This window comes from Anaerolinea thermophila UNI-1, from assembly GCF_000199675.1.
Taxonomy (GTDB): Bacteria; Chloroflexota; Anaerolineae; order Anaerolineales; family Anaerolineaceae; genus Anaerolinea; species Anaerolinea thermophila.
The window spans coordinates 2,239,873-2,258,916 of record NC_014960.1; the positions used below are offsets into that span (position 1 = coordinate 2,239,873).

Consider the following 19,044-nt stretch of genomic DNA (forward strand, 5'->3'; position numbering starts at 1 on the left):
CGCAGTAAGTTAATGGGACGTAAGAGAGGGCTTTGTGATTATCGTTCAATCTCCACTTCGTATCAGTTTCTTTGGGGGCGGCACGGATTTCCCTGACTATTACCTGCAGGAAGAAGGTTGTGTTCTTTCTACAGCCATTGATAAGTACATCTTTGTGGTCATCAAACAACGCTATGACGATAAATTACGCATCGGGTATACCCGCACCGAAATGGTTGATCAGGTTGATGAAATTCAACACGAACTGATTCGCGAAGCCCTGAAACTGACCGGGATTAAGAAAGGGGTTGAAATCACCACCATGGGAGATATCCCTGCCGGGTCGGGATTGGGGTCATCCAGTGCCGTGACTGTTGGGGCGCTTCATGCCATGTACACCTTCCTGAATGAAAACGTCCCTGCCAGCCGCCTTGCCAGAGAAGCCTGTGAAATCGAGATTGAGCGCCTTAAGAAACCCATTGGCGTCCAGGATCAATATATTTCGGCCTTTGGTGGACTCCGTTTCATCGAGTTCAAACGAGACGGCTCTATCCACGTCCACCCGGTGGTTTTAGAGCCGGCACTCAAACGTCGTTTGAACGAGAGTTTACTCATCTTTTTCACCGGTGTGACCCGCCAGGCGGATTCCATCTTGAGCGAGCAACAACAAAACATTCAACAACGCCTGACAATTTTGCGCGAAATGAAGGACATGGCAAAAACGGCACATCAAGAACTTCTTCGCGGAAACGTTGATGTGCTTGGAAATCTTTTACACGAAAGCTGGCTGTTGAAGAAACAATTAGCCAGCGGCATCAGCAATGGGATGATTGAAGAGGCATACCAAGCCGCCCGTTCAGCAGGAGCATTGGGCGGGAAAATTGCCGGTGCTGGAGGAGGCGGATTCCTTTTGCTCTACTGCCCTTATGAGAAAAGGGAAGCCGTGCGCAAAGCACTGAGCAACATGAAGGAACTGCCTTTTCAACTTGAACCGGATGGCAGTAAAGTGATTTTCAATTACCGTCGTTAAGAACAAGACACCTGGGAACAAATATGAATCAACGCTTCTGCCAGAGTATCGAATGTGTGGAAAGGAGGCAAATCAGCCACTTGAGGCAATCGGGATTGATGCGTTCCTCTGCCGGTGCGCACCAGAATGGCCTCGCGAACCCCAGCCGCCCATCCCGCCTGAAGGTCACTCAAGGCATCCCCTACCATGAAAGAATGCGACAAATTCAAATTCATGGCACTGGCGGCTTGCAACAGCAATCCTGGTTTAGGTTTTCGGCAGGAACAGTTCTCTTCCGGGGAGTGGGGGCAAATCCACGTGCCATCAATGCGTCCCCCTGCTGCCTGCACATGCTCAACCACACGCCGGTTAATCTCCAAAGCCGTTTCCAGGGTGATCAATCCGCGCCCCACCGCAGACTGATTGGTAACCAGTACGATTCGAAATGGAGAGTTGCAAATGTTTCGCAACGCCTCCAGGGCTTCAGGGATAAACGCCACATCCTCCCAGCCCAGAACGTATTGGTCGCGGTTTTCGATAATCACCCCATCACGGTCAAGAAAAATTGCCGCGTTCATGCCCACACTGTAGCATAAAAGAACACAACTGACAAGATAACGTCGGGGCTCTCAAAACAAAGGGAAAGCCATTCCCGGAAAGGAAAGACTTTCCCCCAGCGTCATAACAAGAAACGTGGTTCGACAAAAAGAATGTCGAAAGGGCGGAGCACGCCCGGAGTAAGTCTTTATCGTGAAAGACAAAGGGTATGTTAGTTCACCAGTATCTTGAGAGAAGCGCAAATCGGTTTCCGGAAAAAACAGCCCTGATTTGTGGTTCTCAAAGACTCACTTATTCAGAGATAAACGATAAAGCCAACCGAATTGCTAATTCTTTGATTTCTTCAGGCTTTCGCCGGGGAGACCGCGCAATTCTTCACCTCCCCAACACAGCCGAAACCGTTATCACCATCTTTGGTGTTCTGAAAGCAGGTGGGGTTTTCAGTGTGCTTCACCCTTCAACTCCACTGGAAAAAGTTGCATATATCCTCCAGGAAACCGAAGCCAAAGCGCTTTTCGCCGGTTCCAAACCCAGCGATCTCCCAACTTTTCCGCTGGACAAATATCGCCCTCCAATCTTGATTCAAGTGCCTTCCCAGACTACCCCCAATTTTGAACTTGAAGGTTGGCACAGATTCCATGATCTGCTCGGTTTCGCCCCCCACCCTCGCCATATCCCCTGCATTGACCTTGACCTCGCTACCATTATCTACACCTCGGGCAGTACTGGAGAGCCCAAAGGGGTCATGTCGGACCATAGCAACGTAGATTTCGCCACCGATTCGATCATCTCTTATCTGGAAAATACTCCGGAAGACATTGTCATCAATTTTTTACCTCTTTCCTTCGATTACGGTCTATACCAATTGCTTATGGTATTCAAATTTGGGGGCACTCTGGTCCTGGAGAAAAATTTTGCTTTCCCCGCTGTAATTCTGGAAAAAATTCAGAGAGAACGAGTTACGGGATTCCCCGGCGTCCCTACTATTTATGCCACCTTACTGCAAATGGATTTAAGTCCTTATGACCTTTCCAGCATTCGCTATATGACAAACACCGCCGCAGCATTATCGGTAAAACATATCCAGCAAATTCAACAGAGGTTCCCATGGGTCAGATTTTACTCAATGTACGAGCTTACCGAGACAAAGCGCACCCTTTACCTCCCCCCAGAGCAGTTGAGCATCCGCCCCCAATCGGTAGGCATTCCCATTCCAGGTACCGAAGTTTGGATCGAAGATGACAGTGGACATCGCTTGCCCCCTGGAGAGGTAGGAGAGTTGGTAGTTCGCGGACGTCATGTCATGCGTGGGTACTGGGCAGAGGCGCAAGCCACCGCTGAGCGTTTTCGGCCAGGACCCTTACCTAACGAACGAGTCTGCTATACCGGCGACCTTTTTACCTGCGACGAAGAAGGGTATTTCTACTTTATTGCTCGGAAAGACGATGTTATCAAAAGTGGCGGGGAAAAGGTTGCCCCTCTGGAAATTGAAAGGGTCATTTCTCAGATTCCAGAAGTGTGTGAGGTTGCCGCAATCGGCGTGCCCGACCCCATCTTAGGAGAGGCAATCGAGGTGTACATTGTCTCTCAAAGCCCTCACTTAACGCGGAATGACGTCATCCAGTATTGTATTGCGCATCTTGAGTCCTTCAAAGTCCCCAGAGAAGTTCATTTAGTAACAAATTTGCCCAAAACAGACAGTGGAAAGATCAACAAGAAGGTACTTAAGGAAAGTACACCTTCAACTATCTAAATTTCTTGTTCCTAAACTCAAATTACATTTCAGGAGGCCCTCATGAATTCAATAGAAGATCTTATTCGAACATACATCGCTCAAAACATTCTGTTTTCCTCTAATGGATTTCCCTATCCAGATGATGCTTCGTTTCTGGAAAACGGCATTGTGGACTCGATGAATGTGCTTGAAATTGTGATGTTTGTCGAGGAAAAATTCGGCATCAAAGTCGAGGACGCAGAAATCATTCCAGAAAATTTTGACTCCGTCACGCAGTTGGCGTCTTATATCCGTAAGAAACAAACCCTGATGCTTAACCAATAGGTACAACCAGAGGCAAAAATGAACACTGCTGATTATCTGTTACAAAATGGGAAAGATGACGCCATAGCCCTGATTTCTCCCAATCATCAGTATACATATGGCGAAGTTCATACAGGAAGCGCACGTATCCTCGGAGCGTTACGGCGATGTGACGTGCAGGTGGGAGATCGGGTTGCCATTCTGGGCTCAAATTCCTTATTCTGGGTATGTTCCTACCTGGCGATTTTGAAACAGGGCGCTATTGCTGTTCCCCTCGCCACCACTCATACCCCTGAGGAAATACAACGTTTCATTGAATTTACGGGATGTCGAGTTATCCTTTCGGAACAACGGTTATACCCAAAATTCCTGGCTTCGTTGAATGGGCGTATCGGTACCCTATTTGAAGATGTTCTTCATCATGATGAATCCTCTCCTGTTTGGGATGAACCTGATCCTGATTTTGACCTGGATCAAGATGCTGCGCTGATGTCCACATCAGGTACTACTGCACGTCCCCGAGCCGTGCGGGTCACTCACCGAAATATTCAGGCGAACACCAATTCGATCATTGCCTATCTGGAACTGGACTCTTCAGAACGGATGATGGCAGTTCTTCCGTTCTACTATTGCTTTGGAACTTCGCTGCTCCACACCCACTTGCGCGTGGGGGCCTCTCTGGTTTTCGGCGGGACTTTCACCTATCCGGAAACTGTTCTGGATCTCATGGAAGCCACCCAATGTACCGGGTTTGCTGGTGTACCTTCGATTTATCAGACTCTTCTGAGGAATTCCAGTTTTCCCAAACGTTCCTGGACACACCTGCGTAAACTTCAGCAAGCCGGCGGAAAATTACAGAACATCTTGATTGAAGAACTGGTGCATGCTGTACCTCACGCAAAAGTTTTTGTCATGTATGGACAGACAGAAGCCACAGCACGGTTATCTTACTTGCCTCCCGAATTATTACCCCAAAAAATTGGTTCTATTGGAAAAGGAATTCCAGGGGTGACATTAAGTGTATTGAACGAGGAAGGAGAACCTGTAAAGCCTAATGAAGTGGGAGAAATTTACGCGAGAGGAGAAAATATCTGTCCAGGGTACTGGAATGACCCGGAAGCGACCGCCGAAAAATTTATCAATGGTGAGTTGAAAACTGGTGATTTAGCCACCATAGATGAAGACGGTTTCATTTACGTAGTAGATCGAAAAGCCGATTTTATCAAGACTTATGGTTACCGGGTTTCAAGTCAGCAGGTAGAAGCCGCATTAATTGAAATCCCTGAACTGGTGGCTGCTGCCGTCATCGGTGAACCCGACATCGTTCGCGGAGAAGCCATCGTTGCCTTTGTCGTACTGCGAGATGGCGCCGTTTTAACAGAAAAAGATATTCTAGCCCACTGCGCCAAGCGATTACCACATTACATGGTGCCCAAAGAGGTTTTCTTTGTTCCTGCCCTGCCCGTTAATGCACACGGAAAAGTGGTAAAGACAGAGTTGCGCAAGCAAGTTATTCAAAGAGGCTCTTAATCCATGTGTGGTATTGCCGGGATCATATCAAAAGAACGCCAAACCTCCGTCCAGCAGGAAGACCTGCTAGGGATGGTCTCCATGCTTCGACATCGAGGACCGGACGAGTTTGGCTTGTATCTGAACGGTCCGGTAGGCCTGGGGAGCGCTCGTTTGAGCATTATTGACCTGAGTGGAGGACAACAACCAATCTCAAACGAAGACCAGACTCTGTGGATTGTGTACAACGGAGAGATCTTCAATTATCCCGAGTTGCGGGCGCGTTTACAAGCCTTAGGACATACTTTCACCACACGTACCGATACAGAGGTCATCCTTCATCTCTATGAGGAATATGGGGTGGATTGTCTGAAACACCTTAATGGGCAATTTGCTCTCGCCATTTGGGATGAAAACAAACAACGGCTGTTTTTAGCAAGAGATCGATTGGGTATTCGACCTTTGTATTACACTCAAGCACCCCTCGGCTTTTTGTTTGGTTCAGAAATCAAAAGTATCCTGGCATACCCGGGTATCCGTGCAGAAATCAATCGGGAGGCTCTCATACAAACGTTTGTGTTCTGGAGTGTACAATCTCCCCTCTCGACTTTTTCGAATATCTTCCAAATTCCACCAGGTCATTTCTTAACTTACCAGAATGAAAAAATCGAATTGCACCCCTACTGGCAACTGGATTTTTCGAACGGTCTTGAGCCATCATTCTCTCTTCGCGCAGGATTGGAAGAGTTAAAACGTCTACTCCTCGATGCAACTCTGATTCGCTTGCGGGCAGACGTGCCCGTTGGAGCGTATTTGTCTGGTGGACTGGACTCTTCTCTCACCACCGCTCTGATTCAGAAATATTCCCAAAGCCGTTTGGAAACCTTCTCCATCGCTTTTTCTGATGCAGAGTACGATGAAAGTGCTTTTCAACAAAAAATGGCAGATACTCTGGGAACTCGTCATCACATGGTACACACCACCTATGAGGATATTGGAAGGACTTTTCCGGAGGTCATCTGGCATACAGAAACTCCTATCCTGCGGACTGCCCCCGTGCCTATGTATCTGCTTTCCAACCTTGTACATCAACACGGTTTCAAGGTGGTGATGACTGGAGAAGGAGCCGATGAACTGTTTGGCGGATATGACATCTTCAAAGAAATGCTCATTCGACGATTCTGGGCACGAGATCCAGAATCCAAGTTGCGTCCTCGTTTACTGGACACGCTCTACCCGGAAATTGCTGGCCTTTCGGACTCGGCAAGGAACTTCTTCACTGCATTCTTTAAGATGGATTTGCTTTCTACCTCCTCACCTTTTTATTCCCATATGATTCGCTGGAAAAATGGCATCAGGCTTCTGCGATTTCTTCAACCACAACCCAACACTTCATGGGAAGAGTTAGCCCAGAGCCTGCCAATTCCTGAGCATTTCAGGTCCTGGAATGCACTTTCCCAGGCACAATATCTGGAAATCATTACCTTCCTCTCCTCGTACTTGCTTTCCTCACAGGGAGATCGAGTTGCCATGGCACACTCTGTGGAAGGAAGATTTCCTTTCCTGGATTATCGGGTGGTGGAATTTGCCAGTAAGTTACCTTCAAATTGGAAACTGTATGGGCTCACTGAGAAATGGATTTTGAGACAAATTGCCCGAGAACTCCTGCCTGAAGAAATCTGGAAGCGAAGAAAAAAGCCTTACCGCGCTCCCATCCATAAAAGTTTTTTCCATTCTCATCCTCCCGAGTACATCGCAGAGGTCATCTCTCCCGACTACCTGGAAGAAACCAGTTTGTTCAATCCATTGGCAGTCCATCAGTTATTCCAAAAGGCTCTTCATGGTGCTTTTCTCAGTGAATTGGAAGACATGGCTATTGCAGGAATCCTGTCCACCCAACTCGTATACAGACAATTTGTTCAGAATTTTCCCTGCCCCAAAAGCGACAGCACGTTATCCATCCCATTAAAAATTGTGCGAAGAAACTCAGAAGGGACTCACTTATGAACCAAGTATTTACCCGTCAGGCACTGGAACTTGATGCTCAACAAGAAGTTGAAAGAATCACCCGGTTTTTGAGAGAAGAAGTTCTTCACCGGTTGCGTAAGCAAGGCGCAGTCGTTGGAATTTCAGGCGGGATTGACTCTTCGGTGGTTTTAGCTCTTGCAGTGCATGCATTTGGCGCCCAGCGCGTGGTAGGCATTCTCTTACCGGAGAAAGAATCCAGCCCTGAGAGTGCAGAACTAGCTCATCTTCTTGCGGAACAATATGGTGTGCAAACTGTCACCGAAGATATTTCTTCTGCGCTGGAAGGATTTGGTTGTTACCGTCGCAGAGATGAGGCTGTGCGGAGAGTTTTCCCGGAGTTTGAACCCTCCTGGAAATCAAAAATTGTTCTACCTGGCAATCTGCTGGAAGAAGACCGTCTGAATATCTTTTCACTCACCGTGATTAAGCCCGATGGAACTGAATTGAACCGACGTTTACCCCTGCAAGAATATGCTCAAATCGTTGCCGCCTCCAATTTTAAACAAAGAACCCGCATGGCAATGCTTTATTACCACGCAGAACTGCGGAATTACGCTGTGATTGGAACACCCAATAAAAATGAACATGATTTAGGGTTTTTCGTCAAGTATGGAGATGGGGGCGCCGATGTCAATCCCATTGCGCATCTCTACAAAACCCAGGTTTATCAATTGGCTCGTTACCTCGAGATTCCCAAAGCTATTCAAGAGCGCACTCCCACCACCGACACCTACCCGGCTGGCAGCACCCAGGAAGAATTTTTCTATCGCATTCCTTTTCACTTGCTCGATTTAATCTGGCTGGGATATGAAAAACAAATCCCCACAAAAGAAATTGCAGAAGCCGCCGAATTGACCGAAGAACAGGTGCAACGCGTTATCGCCGATATTGAAAGAAAGAAACGCGCCACCCAGTACCTACGTGCTCATCCTGTCCATCTTGAGTAGAAAAATGATGTTTCTAAAACGTTTGATCTCCCTTTTTACTCTCCTTTTTTTGTTCTTCTCCATTGAATGGATTCCAGCCTCTGCTCCTGTGTTCGCTCAAAGCCGCACGAATCGCTGGGATACGCCTCAAAACATCTCAAAATCCGGAGAAAGTTTGAATCCCATTTTAGGCGCAGATGCAAATGGAGATTTACATGTTTTTTGGGCAGATCCCAGGTCAGGGGTCTATTACGCTTACACCACCCCTGAAGGATGGTCCACACCCCAAAAAGCCAGTTTCCCCATCCCCCGCGAGGTGATGAATTCGACGCTTGCTTTCCAGCACGCCAGTCCAAGGCTTGTGCATAGTATTGGTACCCGCATGTACCTCTTCTGGAAAGATGAAAATTTTCTGGTTTTCAATATCGGGAATGTAGGTTCTTCCGAAAAGTTAACCTCCTGGATGCCCACCCGATTGATTGCCCGCCTCGTCACGCATTATGATGTACAGGTAGATCGCGACGGGATTATTCATCTAGCATATCTGCAAGCCGAAGACTATGCGAATAACCCGGCGGGAATTTACTATACCCGCTCATTAGACTTTGGTGGAACCTGGTCACTCCCAATATTGATTTTGCCTTCCATTTACTTTCGCAGCCTGCTACCCGTCATACAGTCAGGAATAGAACCACCCCAACCCATCATGAATTCTCTGGATCTCTCCATCGCTCAACATGGAGAACAGAAAATCATCTACCTGGCGTTTGACCAACAACCACGAAAAAAAGTTTGGATTGCTCAGTCCGATAATGGGGGACAAAATTGGAATGCCCCCATTGAAATCGATGCTGCCAGCAGTTCGGGGGGGATTTCTTCTCCTGAAAACATTCATGTGGCTTCCATGCAAGAGCATGCAGTGCTGGTATGGCAGGTCAGGCAATCAGAGACGGTATGCTTCACGTATTTTAAGCAAAGTGAGGATGCCGGGAAAACCTGGAGTGCCCGTCAAAGGTTGAACACACCATTCTTAACCTGTTCGGATCACATTGAGTTTTTAGAAAATCCCGACAACCTGCCACTTCTTTCTTTTTACACCCAAAAACTGTTGTACTTTACCACATGGGACGGGAGAAATTGGAGCGAAATTTTTAACGAACCTTATGCCTTAAGTTTTATGGATCCGGAAACATCCAACGGAGTCTCACTGAATCTTTTCAATCTCACCTTCATCCATCCCGGGAAGATTGCACTTACAGGGGTGGATATCAATGCCAACCATGATATTTGGGTCAGAAGCGCAAATGTAGAAGATATTTCTTCATGGCTGCCACAAAATCCGGGGTGGAAGCCTCCTCAAATTATCCAGACAACGGATAATTCCATTTCAGACCTGCAAATTATTGAAGACCAGCAGAAACACTGGCATGCATTCTGGCTTCAGGACGAGATTCTTGAGTTGCCGCCCGGTACACTGGTAAGACCTCAACCGCAAAGAATTGCCTACTATGCTTTTCTTGATGGCACTCGCTGGAGTTTCCCTATCGCCATGTTTAAACCTCTTGCGAGTTCAGACACATCTCAACCTATAGAAGAGCAGATTGCCCGATTGAAGGTAACGGTTGACGCAGAAAATCGCTTTCTTGCCCTCTGGCAAAATCAAATCGGGGGAGAAGTTTTCTTCAGTTGGAGTAAAGGGAAGGAATCTCTTTCAGCCTTAGACTGGTCCCCTCCAACACTGGTTTATCCCATCCCCAACGAAGCCACAGATTTCTCAATAAAAACGTCTCCAGAACACTCCATCAAAGTAGCCTACACCATCCCAATCAATGAAAATCGAGGGGTGTATATTATTGAATCAAAAGATTCAGGAAAAACCTGGACAAAACCTGTAACTGTGATTAATGGTGTCTCTCTTGGATGGGAAACGGTTTCCAAACCAGTGCTGACATTTACCACCGATGGTGGACTTCATCTCAGTGCAATTAATCAGTCTTTACGAGAAGGCAATCCCGATAAAGGATTATATGAAACCCACTCTTACGATCAGGGAAACTCCTGGACGCCTCCAGAAAAGGTATCTTCCAATCTAATTTTGTGGAATACCCTGCTCGCCTTCGGGAACACTCTTCATAGAATCTGGGCAGAAAGAGAACCTGGGGATAACCGCGCTGTGCTGCTTCATCAAATCTCTCAGGATTCTGGGCGCACATGGGGAAAAGTTACCCGCATTACCGAATGGAACGACCTGTCCGTTGCTGTTCAAGCCACTACGGATGAGGCTGGTCAAGTACACCTGATCGTTCTAAGCACTCAACCTCTGGGAAATGACACGCTCCGGTACATGGTGTGGACTCTCGCTGGTTGGGATGAAATAGACACCCTCGACCTTGGTGGGGTTGGGAAAACAAGTCAAGAAATCCCTCTGGATATAAAAGTACGTAAAGATGGATTTGCAGGATTCCTTATAGGGTTGAACCTCTATAATCCCCAACAGAATCGGGACGTGATGACCCTGCTGGGCAGTGATCGAACAGTGAAAATCCCCCCTGCCCCAGTATTGCCCACAAGCATTCCAGAAACTCCTATATTGCCCTCTCCTACGCCCACCTCTGCACCTTCACTTACACAAGTTTCCGAAACTACTTTCACCCCTCATTTACAAAGCACAACCGCGCCCCCTACTATGTCTATATCCACCCCATTCTCAAGTAGCTCCGTGTTCCTCATTGGGGGAGTATTTTCCGGACTTGTCTTCCTTACCGTCCTGGGGTTTGTAGGTTTTCGGTATCTAAAGAAGAAAAGAAGTTTCTGATATTAGTGAAATTCTTCCCAAGGAGGATCGGTTTACTTCTCTATAATAGAGTTGCAATTTATTTTAGAGATTATTGGTCAACATAGTTGTTCTTATGGTGCAGACTCAATGAATAGACGACATTTTCTGAAGAAATTATCGGCGCTCTCACTATTCCCATTCTTTAAGGCATTGGGGGTAATCACAATAGGTGTTGGGAGCACATCCTGTCAGCCCAAGAATATGGAGGCAACCGGAGAAAATCCTGCAAACAATTTTGAAACCCCTCCCCCTGCTCCTCCAGAACCTACTCATACCCACTCCCCAACTCCCATAACAACAATTCCCACTGCCACTAATACTCTTCAACCGACCTTCACCCCAGCCCCTCCGGTAAAAGCAGAGTTTGGGCACAGGGTGATCCACGTGCATCATGCTCAAGCCACACGTTGGAGCGCGCAAAAACGCTACTGGGAATATGTGGATCAGCAAGTGGTAACTCAGATGGTAGAAAAAGGCATAACCGAACTCACGGGTACAACCACTGTAGAGGATGCCTGGCGAAAGTTACTGCCGGGTTATCAACGCGGAGAAGCCATTGCCATTAAATTGAATTTCAATAACACTATTTGGGAAAGTTGCACCGGGGAAAGTGGACAGATTAACGCCCTGCCCCAACCAGTCAATGCAGTCATTGCCGGGTTGAAATCCATTGGGGTTGAAGAAACGGATATCTGGCTATTTGATGGGGTTAACCGGATTATTCCTGAGTATTTTGTTGCCGGAATTGCTTTTCCAAAAGTTCGTTTTTTTGACCGATGTCATGAACCTGTAACATACGACTCTCAGGAAGACTCAGCGTTTGTTTCGTTGCATCCTCCTGAAGGGGTTCAAATGCCTACCCGGCAAAAGATTGCGGACGTGCTCCTGCAAACCAAATATCTGATTAACATGCCTATCCTCAAAAGCCATTCTTGTTCCAGCATTAGCCTGGGTTTTAAAAATCATCTAGGAAGCATTGACAATCCGGGAGGACTGCACAGCCACATCTTCCTCGTTTCTGCTTGCGGAGGTGGATTTACCCCTCAGTACAGTCCACTGGTAGATTTATACCTCAACCCCAACATCCGAGACAAGACCATCCTGATCATCGGAGATGGTTTATTTGGAGCGAAAGGGAGTGAAGATGCATTTCCCACCACATGGTCAACATTTGGTGGCAAAGTTCCCAACAGTTTGTTCTTCTCTACAGATCCGGTTGCCATAGACAGCGTCATGGCTGACTTCCTGCGAGCAGAACCCGGCGCAGGGATTATGAAACAAGCCGATGAATATCTTCTCCTTGCCGAACAAGCCGGCTTGGGAAAAGCCGAACGAGGAGATCCCTGGGGTAAGGGATACCAGGAAATCGGATACCAGAAAATCGAAGGATAACAGATGACAGGAAAATCCCATACGCACGGGTTTCGGATCGTTTTACTGGCGATGATTCTGAGTGGACTATCTCTGATTAGCAATTTGCCGGTCTATGGCATGCTCCCTCCCTCAGAACTGAATCAAATTGAGCAACCTGCAGGACCGGTTGACCAGGTGCTCGAAGCCAGTCACGAATCCATCCCTCTCAGTGAATGGCCTCAGGTGCAACGCGACCCTCAACATACAGGGTATTATCCCGAGAACTTGGGAACCAATTTTCAGGTGGTTTGGCGACATGCCTTCCAACCCGAAAAGGTTTTTCCCCAAGTGCAGGCAATTATCTCCGGGGGAAAGGTGTTTGTAGGAACGGAAATGGGGAACATGTATGCTTTCAATGCCACTACAGGTGAGCAAGCCTGGAAAACAAGCATTGGTTCTCCCATTTTGAATAGTGTTGCCGTAGACGGTGGTAAGGTTTTCTTCGGCGCACTGGATGGTGCAGTATATGCTCTCAACGCCACAAATGGTGCTCAAGTTTGGAAAAACCAATTATCCACATTTCAAGGTTTCTCAACTGCACCGGTTGTGGCAGATGGAAAAGTCATGTTGGGAGGACGGAATGGCATTTTCTACGCACTTGATCCGAATAGCGGTCAGGTGCTCTGGTCCTATCCTGTAGGCAGTCCTATTCTGCAAACCGCCGCATGGAACAACGGAAAAGTGTATTTTGGCGCTATGGACATGCGGGTTTATGCGATCAATTCTGCAAGTGGAACCCTGGCATGGAAAAGCGCCCAACTTCCTGGAATGACTTTCAAAGATTACTGGCCCCTGGTCTTAAATGGCATGGTTTATATCCGTCCTATGGGATACGGTTATGTAGGAATCAGTGAGATTCCTACCGCTAATCAGGTATTAGACCCTACCATTCAGCAAAATATTCTGGCGGATTATGCCGCCAACCCGCAAAATTACTCTCCCACTTTGTTCCGGTTGTACGAAACTAGCGGTGAACAAGCCCCCATGGTCATTCACTACAATTTTCAAACCATGAATGGCGCCACCCCACCACCCTGCGTTGACCGGGATGGATATTTGATTATGCCCTCATGGACCCCTCAAGGGGGATACTCTTCCGGATGGTCACGATTGAACCCAACCACTCGCATTCTGGTAGACGCCCTGGTAGAAGTTGGTTCGAACGAAGGGAAAGGAAACCAGGATGAAACCATGAATGTGACCTGTTCTAAAAACCTTATCCTCGCCATGCACATCGAGGAAGAAAACGCCAATTTTACCGGTTACTACAACCTGGATACTCGTCAATGGACGTTGATACCTGCTGGAGCCTCCAACCGCCAAATGCAAAACAATACTCAGGGTGGCGGGGGGAATCCAGCCTCAATTGCCAATGGTTGGGTCTATCACATCACTTACTACGAACTGGTAGCACGCCGCACCCAACCGTGAGGAAAAAAAGATGAAATTGCTTAAAGTACTGCTCAGTTTGTGGCTTACAACCATTCTTTTGCTCTCAGAAGTACAGATGCAGGCTTTTGCTATGGCTCCTTCTCAAACTCTCAGCCCCAGCAGTTGGCAAACCGGAGCCACGGGATTAAGAACCACTCAAAACCCAAAAGCGCAAACTGCAGGATTGGGATTCGTAATTACAGCCGAGTCCTGGCCGTCATTGACCTTGCGAGGCGGGGTCATGAATGCGGATGAATCCTATGTGGGTCCTCGATTAGCAGGTCCTATTGGTATCCCCTTAGGGCAAATTCGCGTGAGCGGTGCAAGTGGAAGTTTCTCTTCCCAAAATGCAGACTGGGCACACAATACGCTGACCTACTCCTATAGCGGTGGTAGTCTTCAAGTTACCGCCAGCCGCATGAGTGCGGCAGTGGCTATACAGTCCAGTGCCACTTCCCTAACCCTGTTTACCGGGAATGTGTCCCGGTATAGTTGGAGTTCAACCAGAGTCAATCGCCTTTCTGATGGGCCCATCTACCCCAAGTATGTTGCCTACACTTCGGGTGGTACCCTCCAAATCAGAACCCTCAGCACAACCTCCACTTCCTTAAGTGGCATGGACAGTTCATGGATTCTTCTCTGGTTTGGAGGAAACAGTCATTTTGTAGATACCAACAAGCCTCTTTCTTATGAGTGGACACTCCCAACCAGTGATGCCTATCAGGCAGATGCTCCGCTTCTCATCGTTTTCCAGAATAAGCCGAGTGCAGTTAAACACGCCTCAGGTGGGGGCATTGAACTCAGTTTTCCATCCTCTCTTGGTGCTCTGAGCCTCTTACCCATTGACGGTAGATTTACCCGCCCTACTTCGGAAACAGAAGGCTGGGCAAGTGGATTACCGCAAGCAATGCAGGATAAGGTCAATTTTTGGGCAAGCCGTTCATGTGAATTTCCTCTGACGGTAACAGAGACTTATCAATATATTCCTTCTACCGATACCGCCAGAATTACGGAGACTTTTAACTTTCTTACAATTTGTTCCGGAGGAACGCGTTTTGCTCCAATTCCTCCATTTCTTTCCATTGCCACAAACAATTTACCCATTCAATTTTCCGGAACGGTAAACCGCAATGGAAATCTCAATACCGAATTTGGCCCAGTTGCAGGGGTTGATGGCGTCTCTTCATACACGTGGAGCATGAGCGGTCTAAAAACCTATACCAACGAAACCCGCTCTGTTCTGAATGGGAGTGTACCGGATGAATTAAGACAAAAATTAGAGGCAGAGGTTCAGAAAATCATCACCTCTGGACATTATGCCCCATGGATTTTCCTGGATGCTGTACCTGTCCATAAAAGTCGGGGAGATCTCTACTGGGCAAATCCTGCTGATGTCCTTCTTCACCTGATTGAGATTGCCGAGGCAGTAGAAAACCCATCGCTGAAAGCCAGCCTAATGCAATACATCCAGAACGAAAGAAATAATTACCCACCGGAAACGGTATATAACCTGAGCATTACAGCAGGAAAAAGACGGGGTCCCTTCTCCTTCATTGATGGTGCGGTCCAGTACATCTGGAATCCCAATGCCACTCAGGAAGACACCCGTCAGGATTCGTTCCTGAAAGATGTTCCGCTTTACTCATTCTATGCCTTAGCCCGATATTACCAGTTTACCCAGCAAACCTTACCCTCCAGTACATGGCAAAAAGCTCTGGAAACCCTCGACCGCGATATGCGAGAACAAGATTGGGCAACATTTTACTGGTTTGCTAACTACCAGGATCGAAGGATAGCCGTGGAAAATGCCAATCGTCATTTTGCGGGAATGATTGGCTTCATTCGCCTTGCCCAGATGTCAAGAGATAGCACAAATGAGGAACTTGCCCGATGTCTCTTCCTGAAAGCCGCTGTTTTACGCTCTGCTCTGGCACAATATCCCCGCTATCTAGGTAACACTGGATTAACCACCCTTCCCCCTTCTCCCTCCTGGATGCCTACTTACCGAAGTCATCCATTCATCGGTTATCTGTATAACTATGATTGGCGTTCCTCCAGCGACGACTCTCGACAGGTAGTTTACCTGAATCAATTTGCGGTAGATATCAATGATTACAACCATCTCCAGGTCGTGTATAACACATTACGAGATAGGGACACATTTAACTATCGTGGACAGGACTCTCCCTATCTTGCTGCTTTTAGAGACATCACTCCTGAGTTAGGCAGATATCTCAAAGACTGGAATTTCTCGGATATATCGGTGGTGCTTAATAAAGTAAAAGCCTTGTATCCTCACTGGTATGCGGCGTTTGCAGAGGGAACCCTGGGGTGGGAACATAATCTCTCTCACCCAATTGATTCCTTCCAAATTTTTATGGCACATGCCTGGATTTTAGACACCCCGGGAACTTCCCTTGCCAGATATACAGATATTTCATGGCTGTCAGATGGAGATTTCTTCTATGTACAAAAACTCGCTGAGGCGGTCAAGAAATACCGGGGAATCCAATGGGGTAGTTCTATCTCTGTGCAAGCCTGGGCGGTACCAGGCAATCAAACCATACGATTTTACTGGTGGATCTACCCCGATCAAAACGATAGTTATACCTGGAGGATTGATCTCAGCGGTCCTGGCAGTCCCTCCTCTGTAACAGGGATTCCTTTTACCACACGCACTTACCTTTTCACCGGCTTGACGAATTATGCGACCTACTCTGCAACTATCTCTCTGGTTGATCAAGAGGGCACTATTCTGGCATCTTCACGTCCTGTTCAGGTAATGCCCACAGACTTAATGGTGAGTTTACCAATTGTTTTCAAGGCACCCTAGGAGGTACGATATGGTTAAGAAAATCTCCAGGCGTAAGTTTCTTGCACTGATTTCCACAGGGGCAATTTCAACATGGATCGGTATCACACACCTTAGAGATCAATTAGTTCATGGACAGAGTTCCTCTTTCGATACATTCATCCCCATTATTCTTAAACCCAACCAACCCACCGTAACTCCCACCCCCTCACCACCACCTACACCAACCAGCACCCCGAAGGTAACCCAACCTCCTCCTGCCAGCGCCCGCGTAGTGCACGTGCGCCATACTTCAGTCACCAACTGGACAGGCAGTCCTTATGCTTACTGGAATTACGTCAATCAAACCAAAGTGAATCTTATGGTCGAACAGGGTCTTAAGACTCTGACTGGACAAAGCAACCTGGTGAACGCCTGGCAGGTACTCTTACCCAATTACGTTCAGGGAGAAGGCATCGCTATCAAGGTCAACTTCAATAATGCGATGCAAATGGCTTGTGGAAATGAAACCGGGCAAATCAATGCCCTTCCGCAACTTGTGATTGCGCTAATCGGTGGCTTGAAGGCAAGAGGAGTAGCAGAGTCGGACATTAAGATTTACGACGGCGTTAACCGAATCTTCCCACTTTATTTCATCAATGCAATTCACAGTCAATACCCAAATGTACAGCTCTTTCATGCTTGTGCCGATGACAGCCACAAAGTTACTTACAACTCAAGCAACCCCAGCGCAACGGTACAGTTTTCTCCTCCCTCCGGCGTACCAAGCCCTGCGCCACAAAAAATTGCCGATGTGCTGGTCAATGCCACCTATCTAATCAACATTCCCATTATGAAAAACCATTCTTGTGCTGGCATCACCCTCGCATTTAAGAATCATTTTGGGACCATCAGCAATCCTGGTGGGGTACACAGCCATGTTTTCTTCATCGATGGATGCGGGGGGGGCGTTTACAGTAATTACAGCCCGCTGGTAGATATTTATAAAAATTCCAACATCCGCAACAAGACTATCCTGACAGTAGGGGATGGAATCTTTGGCTGTTTGGGCTCGGAAGATGGTTACCCATCTTTCTGGATAAACACGTTTGGACAGGGAGAATTTCCCAAAAGTTTGTTCTTTTCCAGAGACCCTGTAGCCATTGATAGTGTGATGGCAGATTTCCTCCGCGCAGAGTACGGGTATTTCGATGGTTCTGACAAATACCTGCAATTTGCTCAGGATGCTGGATTAGGCACCTATGAACGCGGTGATCCATGGGGCAGTGGGTATAGCCGAATCGATTATCAGAAAATTGTTCTCTCCTGAATATTTGCCTTACATAACATAAAAAATTCTCCTGTTCCTGTATCCTATCCTGAATATTTATTCAGGATCGGATGCTTTTCATATAAACCATCTCAAAGGATTTTCCCGTGGCAAAAAGGCTTTTCTGGCTCAATGGGATAGCCATCCTGGCTGTGGTGATCAACCACGCGATTGGATGGGGATTTACGGCATTATTCTGGTGGACAGACCGCTATCGGGACGTCTCTATCCCCAATTTTGATGCCATGGGCTCACCGGGTTATGTCTTAATGGTCATCCTCAAGCAGATTACTCCTTTCAGTCTACCGGCATTCGTGGCCGTATCGGGATATTTCATTGCCTTTGCTTCCCGGGGTGGACTGACGTGGAAAATGATCAGAACACGTGTGATAAACATCCTTATTCCTTATACTCTCTGGTCATTACTGGTCATCCTCTTTGACCGTCTTCTTCTGGACACACAGATCTCACTACTGGATATCCTTACTAAATTATTAACGGGAAGCGCCAGCCCTATTTATTACTATGTGCCTCTCATCTGCCAGTTATTTCTCCTCTCTCCCTTTCTGGTTCGAGGAGTCCGCAGTTCACAATGGAAAAAACTTCTTCTCGGCATGGGATTTCTCCAAGTTGTCACAGTAGGATGGAGTTATCTGGTATTGTTCGGAATTCTCTCATGGAAACCCGAATGGTTTTTCGGAAATTTGGGATTCATTTTCACTCTGAGCATCGCTCTTAACCTTCGTGGGGAAGAGATTCTTCCATGGCTGAAAGCCCACCGCAAAATCTGGCTTGGTCTGCTGATTGTATTCCTGCCACTCGCTATTGGAGAAACAGAATGGTTCTATCAATCCTATGGCATTGACTGGCGTGGAGGAGTTGAAACCCTCTTTGCTACCGTCTTCACCCTCTTGTTCCTGCTAACTTTCATCACTTACGACTTTTCCCTTCCCCAATCTACCGTACTTTATAAATTGGGACAGAGAGCCTTTGGTATTTACCTGATGCATCCACTGGTGCTTGAAATAACCGCCAAACTGGTATATCACCTTGCTCCTGCACTTTTGGGAAACCAGTGGATTTTCCTGCCCTTGTTGATTACCACCGGGATTGTTGTTCCCTGGTTTGCGATGAAATTCATGAGCGAAACTCCTCTGAGAAAAGGCTACGCTTACATCTTTGGTTAATGAGGTGAT

The 19,044-nt window shown here is 47.3% G+C and carries 14 protein-coding genes; 12 read left to right on the plus strand and 2 right to left on the minus strand.

Features of this window, described 5'->3' with window-relative positions:
- The first annotated feature begins 34 nt into the window (after window positions 1-34).
- Window positions 35-1,009, plus strand: a complete 975-nt coding sequence (locus ANT_RS09995) for a GHMP family kinase ATP-binding protein (protein ID WP_013560396.1) — start codon at window positions 35-37, stop codon at window positions 1,007-1,009.
- On the opposite strand, the gene ANT_RS10000 is transcribed toward ANT_RS09995, so the two are convergent.
- A complete protein-coding gene (locus tag ANT_RS10000; protein ID WP_013560397.1) occupies window positions 1,006-1,566 on the minus strand; it encodes a D-glycero-alpha-D-manno-heptose-1,7-bisphosphate 7-phosphatase in 561 nt (186 codons plus the stop codon). The two genes, ANT_RS09995 and ANT_RS10000, sit on opposite strands and share 4 nt — an antisense overlap.
- A gap of 188 nt (window positions 1,567-1,754) precedes the next feature.
- On the opposite strand from ANT_RS10000, the gene ANT_RS10005 reads away from it, so the two are divergent.
- Genes ANT_RS10005 through nadE form a run of 5 tightly spaced genes read left to right on the plus strand, consistent with a single transcriptional unit; the run spans window position 1,755 to window position 8,068 of the window.
- Window positions 1,755-3,299 carry a class I adenylate-forming enzyme family protein gene (locus ANT_RS10005; RefSeq protein ID WP_013560398.1) on the plus strand — a complete coding sequence of 515 codons (1,545 nt, stop codon included), beginning with the start codon at window positions 1,755-1,757 and terminating at the stop codon, window positions 3,297-3,299.
- A 42-nt stretch (window positions 3,300-3,341) separates the two neighbouring features.
- Window positions 3,342-3,605, plus strand: coding sequence for an acyl carrier protein (locus tag ANT_RS10010; RefSeq protein WP_013560399.1), 264 nt, complete (start codon window positions 3,342-3,344; stop codon window positions 3,603-3,605).
- An 18-nt stretch (window positions 3,606-3,623) separates the two neighbouring features.
- The gene (locus ANT_RS10015; RefSeq protein WP_013560400.1) at window positions 3,624-5,114 is read left to right on the plus strand and encodes a class I adenylate-forming enzyme family protein; all 1,491 of its coding nucleotides are present in this window, start codon (window positions 3,624-3,626) and stop codon (window positions 5,112-5,114) included.
- 3 nt (window positions 5,115-5,117) lie between these two features.
- Window positions 5,118-7,100: an asparagine synthase (glutamine-hydrolyzing) gene (asnB, locus tag ANT_RS10020; protein WP_013560401.1), complete on the plus strand. Its 1,983-nt coding sequence runs from the start codon at window positions 5,118-5,120 to the stop codon at window positions 7,098-7,100.
- On the plus strand, window positions 7,097-8,068 hold the full coding sequence (gene nadE, locus ANT_RS10025; RefSeq protein WP_013560402.1) for an NAD(+) synthase: 972 nt from the start codon (window positions 7,097-7,099) through the stop codon (window positions 8,066-8,068). The genes asnB and nadE overlap by 4 nt, the downstream gene beginning before the upstream one ends.
- A gap of 234 nt (window positions 8,069-8,302) precedes the next feature.
- On the opposite strand, the gene ANT_RS18000 is transcribed toward nadE, so the two are convergent.
- Entirely contained in the window at window positions 8,303-8,431 is a 129-nt protein-coding gene (locus ANT_RS18000) for a hypothetical protein (protein ID WP_269447640.1), read from the minus strand.
- A gap of 520 nt (window positions 8,432-8,951) precedes the next feature.
- Between ANT_RS18000 and ANT_RS10030 the strand changes: the two genes are divergently transcribed.
- The 6 genes from ANT_RS10030 to ANT_RS10055 all read left to right on the plus strand — a co-directional run bounded on the left by ANT_RS10030 (window position 8,952) and on the right by ANT_RS10055 (window position 19,035).
- Window positions 8,952-10,862: a sialidase family protein gene (locus ANT_RS10030; protein WP_172634612.1), complete on the plus strand. Its 1,911-nt coding sequence runs from the start codon at window positions 8,952-8,954 to the stop codon at window positions 10,860-10,862.
- 396 nt (window positions 10,863-11,258) lie between these two features.
- Window positions 11,259-12,275: a DUF362 domain-containing protein gene (locus ANT_RS10035; protein ID WP_155818103.1), complete on the plus strand. Its 1,017-nt coding sequence runs from the start codon at window positions 11,259-11,261 to the stop codon at window positions 12,273-12,275.
- A 3-nt stretch (window positions 12,276-12,278) separates the two neighbouring features.
- The gene (locus ANT_RS10040; RefSeq protein ID WP_013560405.1) at window positions 12,279-13,727 is read left to right on the plus strand and encodes an outer membrane protein assembly factor BamB family protein; all 1,449 of its coding nucleotides are present in this window, start codon (window positions 12,279-12,281) and stop codon (window positions 13,725-13,727) included.
- 10 nt (window positions 13,728-13,737) lie between these two features.
- Complete coding sequence (locus ANT_RS10045) at window positions 13,738-16,560, plus strand: hypothetical protein (protein ID WP_013560406.1); 2,823 nt, start codon at window positions 13,738-13,740, stop codon at window positions 16,558-16,560.
- A 10-nt stretch (window positions 16,561-16,570) separates the two neighbouring features.
- A complete protein-coding gene (locus ANT_RS10050; RefSeq protein ID WP_081460236.1) occupies window positions 16,571-17,848 on the plus strand; it encodes a DUF362 domain-containing protein in 1,278 nt (425 codons plus the stop codon).
- A gap of 107 nt (window positions 17,849-17,955) precedes the next feature.
- On the plus strand, window positions 17,956-19,035 hold the full coding sequence (locus tag ANT_RS10055; RefSeq protein WP_013560408.1) for an acyltransferase: 1,080 nt from the start codon (window positions 17,956-17,958) through the stop codon (window positions 19,033-19,035).
- The last annotated feature ends 9 nt before the right edge of the window (window positions 19,036-19,044 follow it).

Coding starts and splice junctions, on each gene's coding strand:
- ANT_RS10000 (WP_013560397.1), bottom strand. CDS start 1,566: ATGAACGCGGCAATTTTTCTTGACCGTGATGGGGTGATTATCGAAAAC.
- ANT_RS10005 (WP_013560398.1), top strand. CDS start 1,755: ATGTTAGTTCACCAGTATCTTGAGAGAAGCGCAAATCGGTTTCCGGAA.
- ANT_RS10010 (WP_013560399.1), top strand. CDS start 3,342: ATGAATTCAATAGAAGATCTTATTCGAACATACATCGCTCAAAACATT.
- ANT_RS10015 (WP_013560400.1), top strand. CDS start 3,624: ATGAACACTGCTGATTATCTGTTACAAAATGGGAAAGATGACGCCATA.
- asnB (WP_013560401.1), top strand. CDS start 5,118: ATGTGTGGTATTGCCGGGATCATATCAAAAGAACGCCAAACCTCCGTC.
- nadE (WP_013560402.1), top strand. CDS start 7,097: ATGAACCAAGTATTTACCCGTCAGGCACTGGAACTTGATGCTCAACAA.
- ANT_RS18000 (WP_269447640.1), bottom strand. CDS start 8,431: ATGCGGGTACCAATACTATGCACAAGCCTTGGACTGGCGTGCTGGAAA.
- ANT_RS10030 (WP_172634612.1), top strand. CDS start 8,952: ATGCAAGAGCATGCAGTGCTGGTATGGCAGGTCAGGCAATCAGAGACG.
- ANT_RS10040 (WP_013560405.1), top strand. CDS start 12,279: ATGACAGGAAAATCCCATACGCACGGGTTTCGGATCGTTTTACTGGCG.
- ANT_RS10045 (WP_013560406.1), top strand. CDS start 13,738: ATGAAATTGCTTAAAGTACTGCTCAGTTTGTGGCTTACAACCATTCTT.
- ANT_RS10050 (WP_081460236.1), top strand. CDS start 16,571: ATGGTTAAGAAAATCTCCAGGCGTAAGTTTCTTGCACTGATTTCCACA.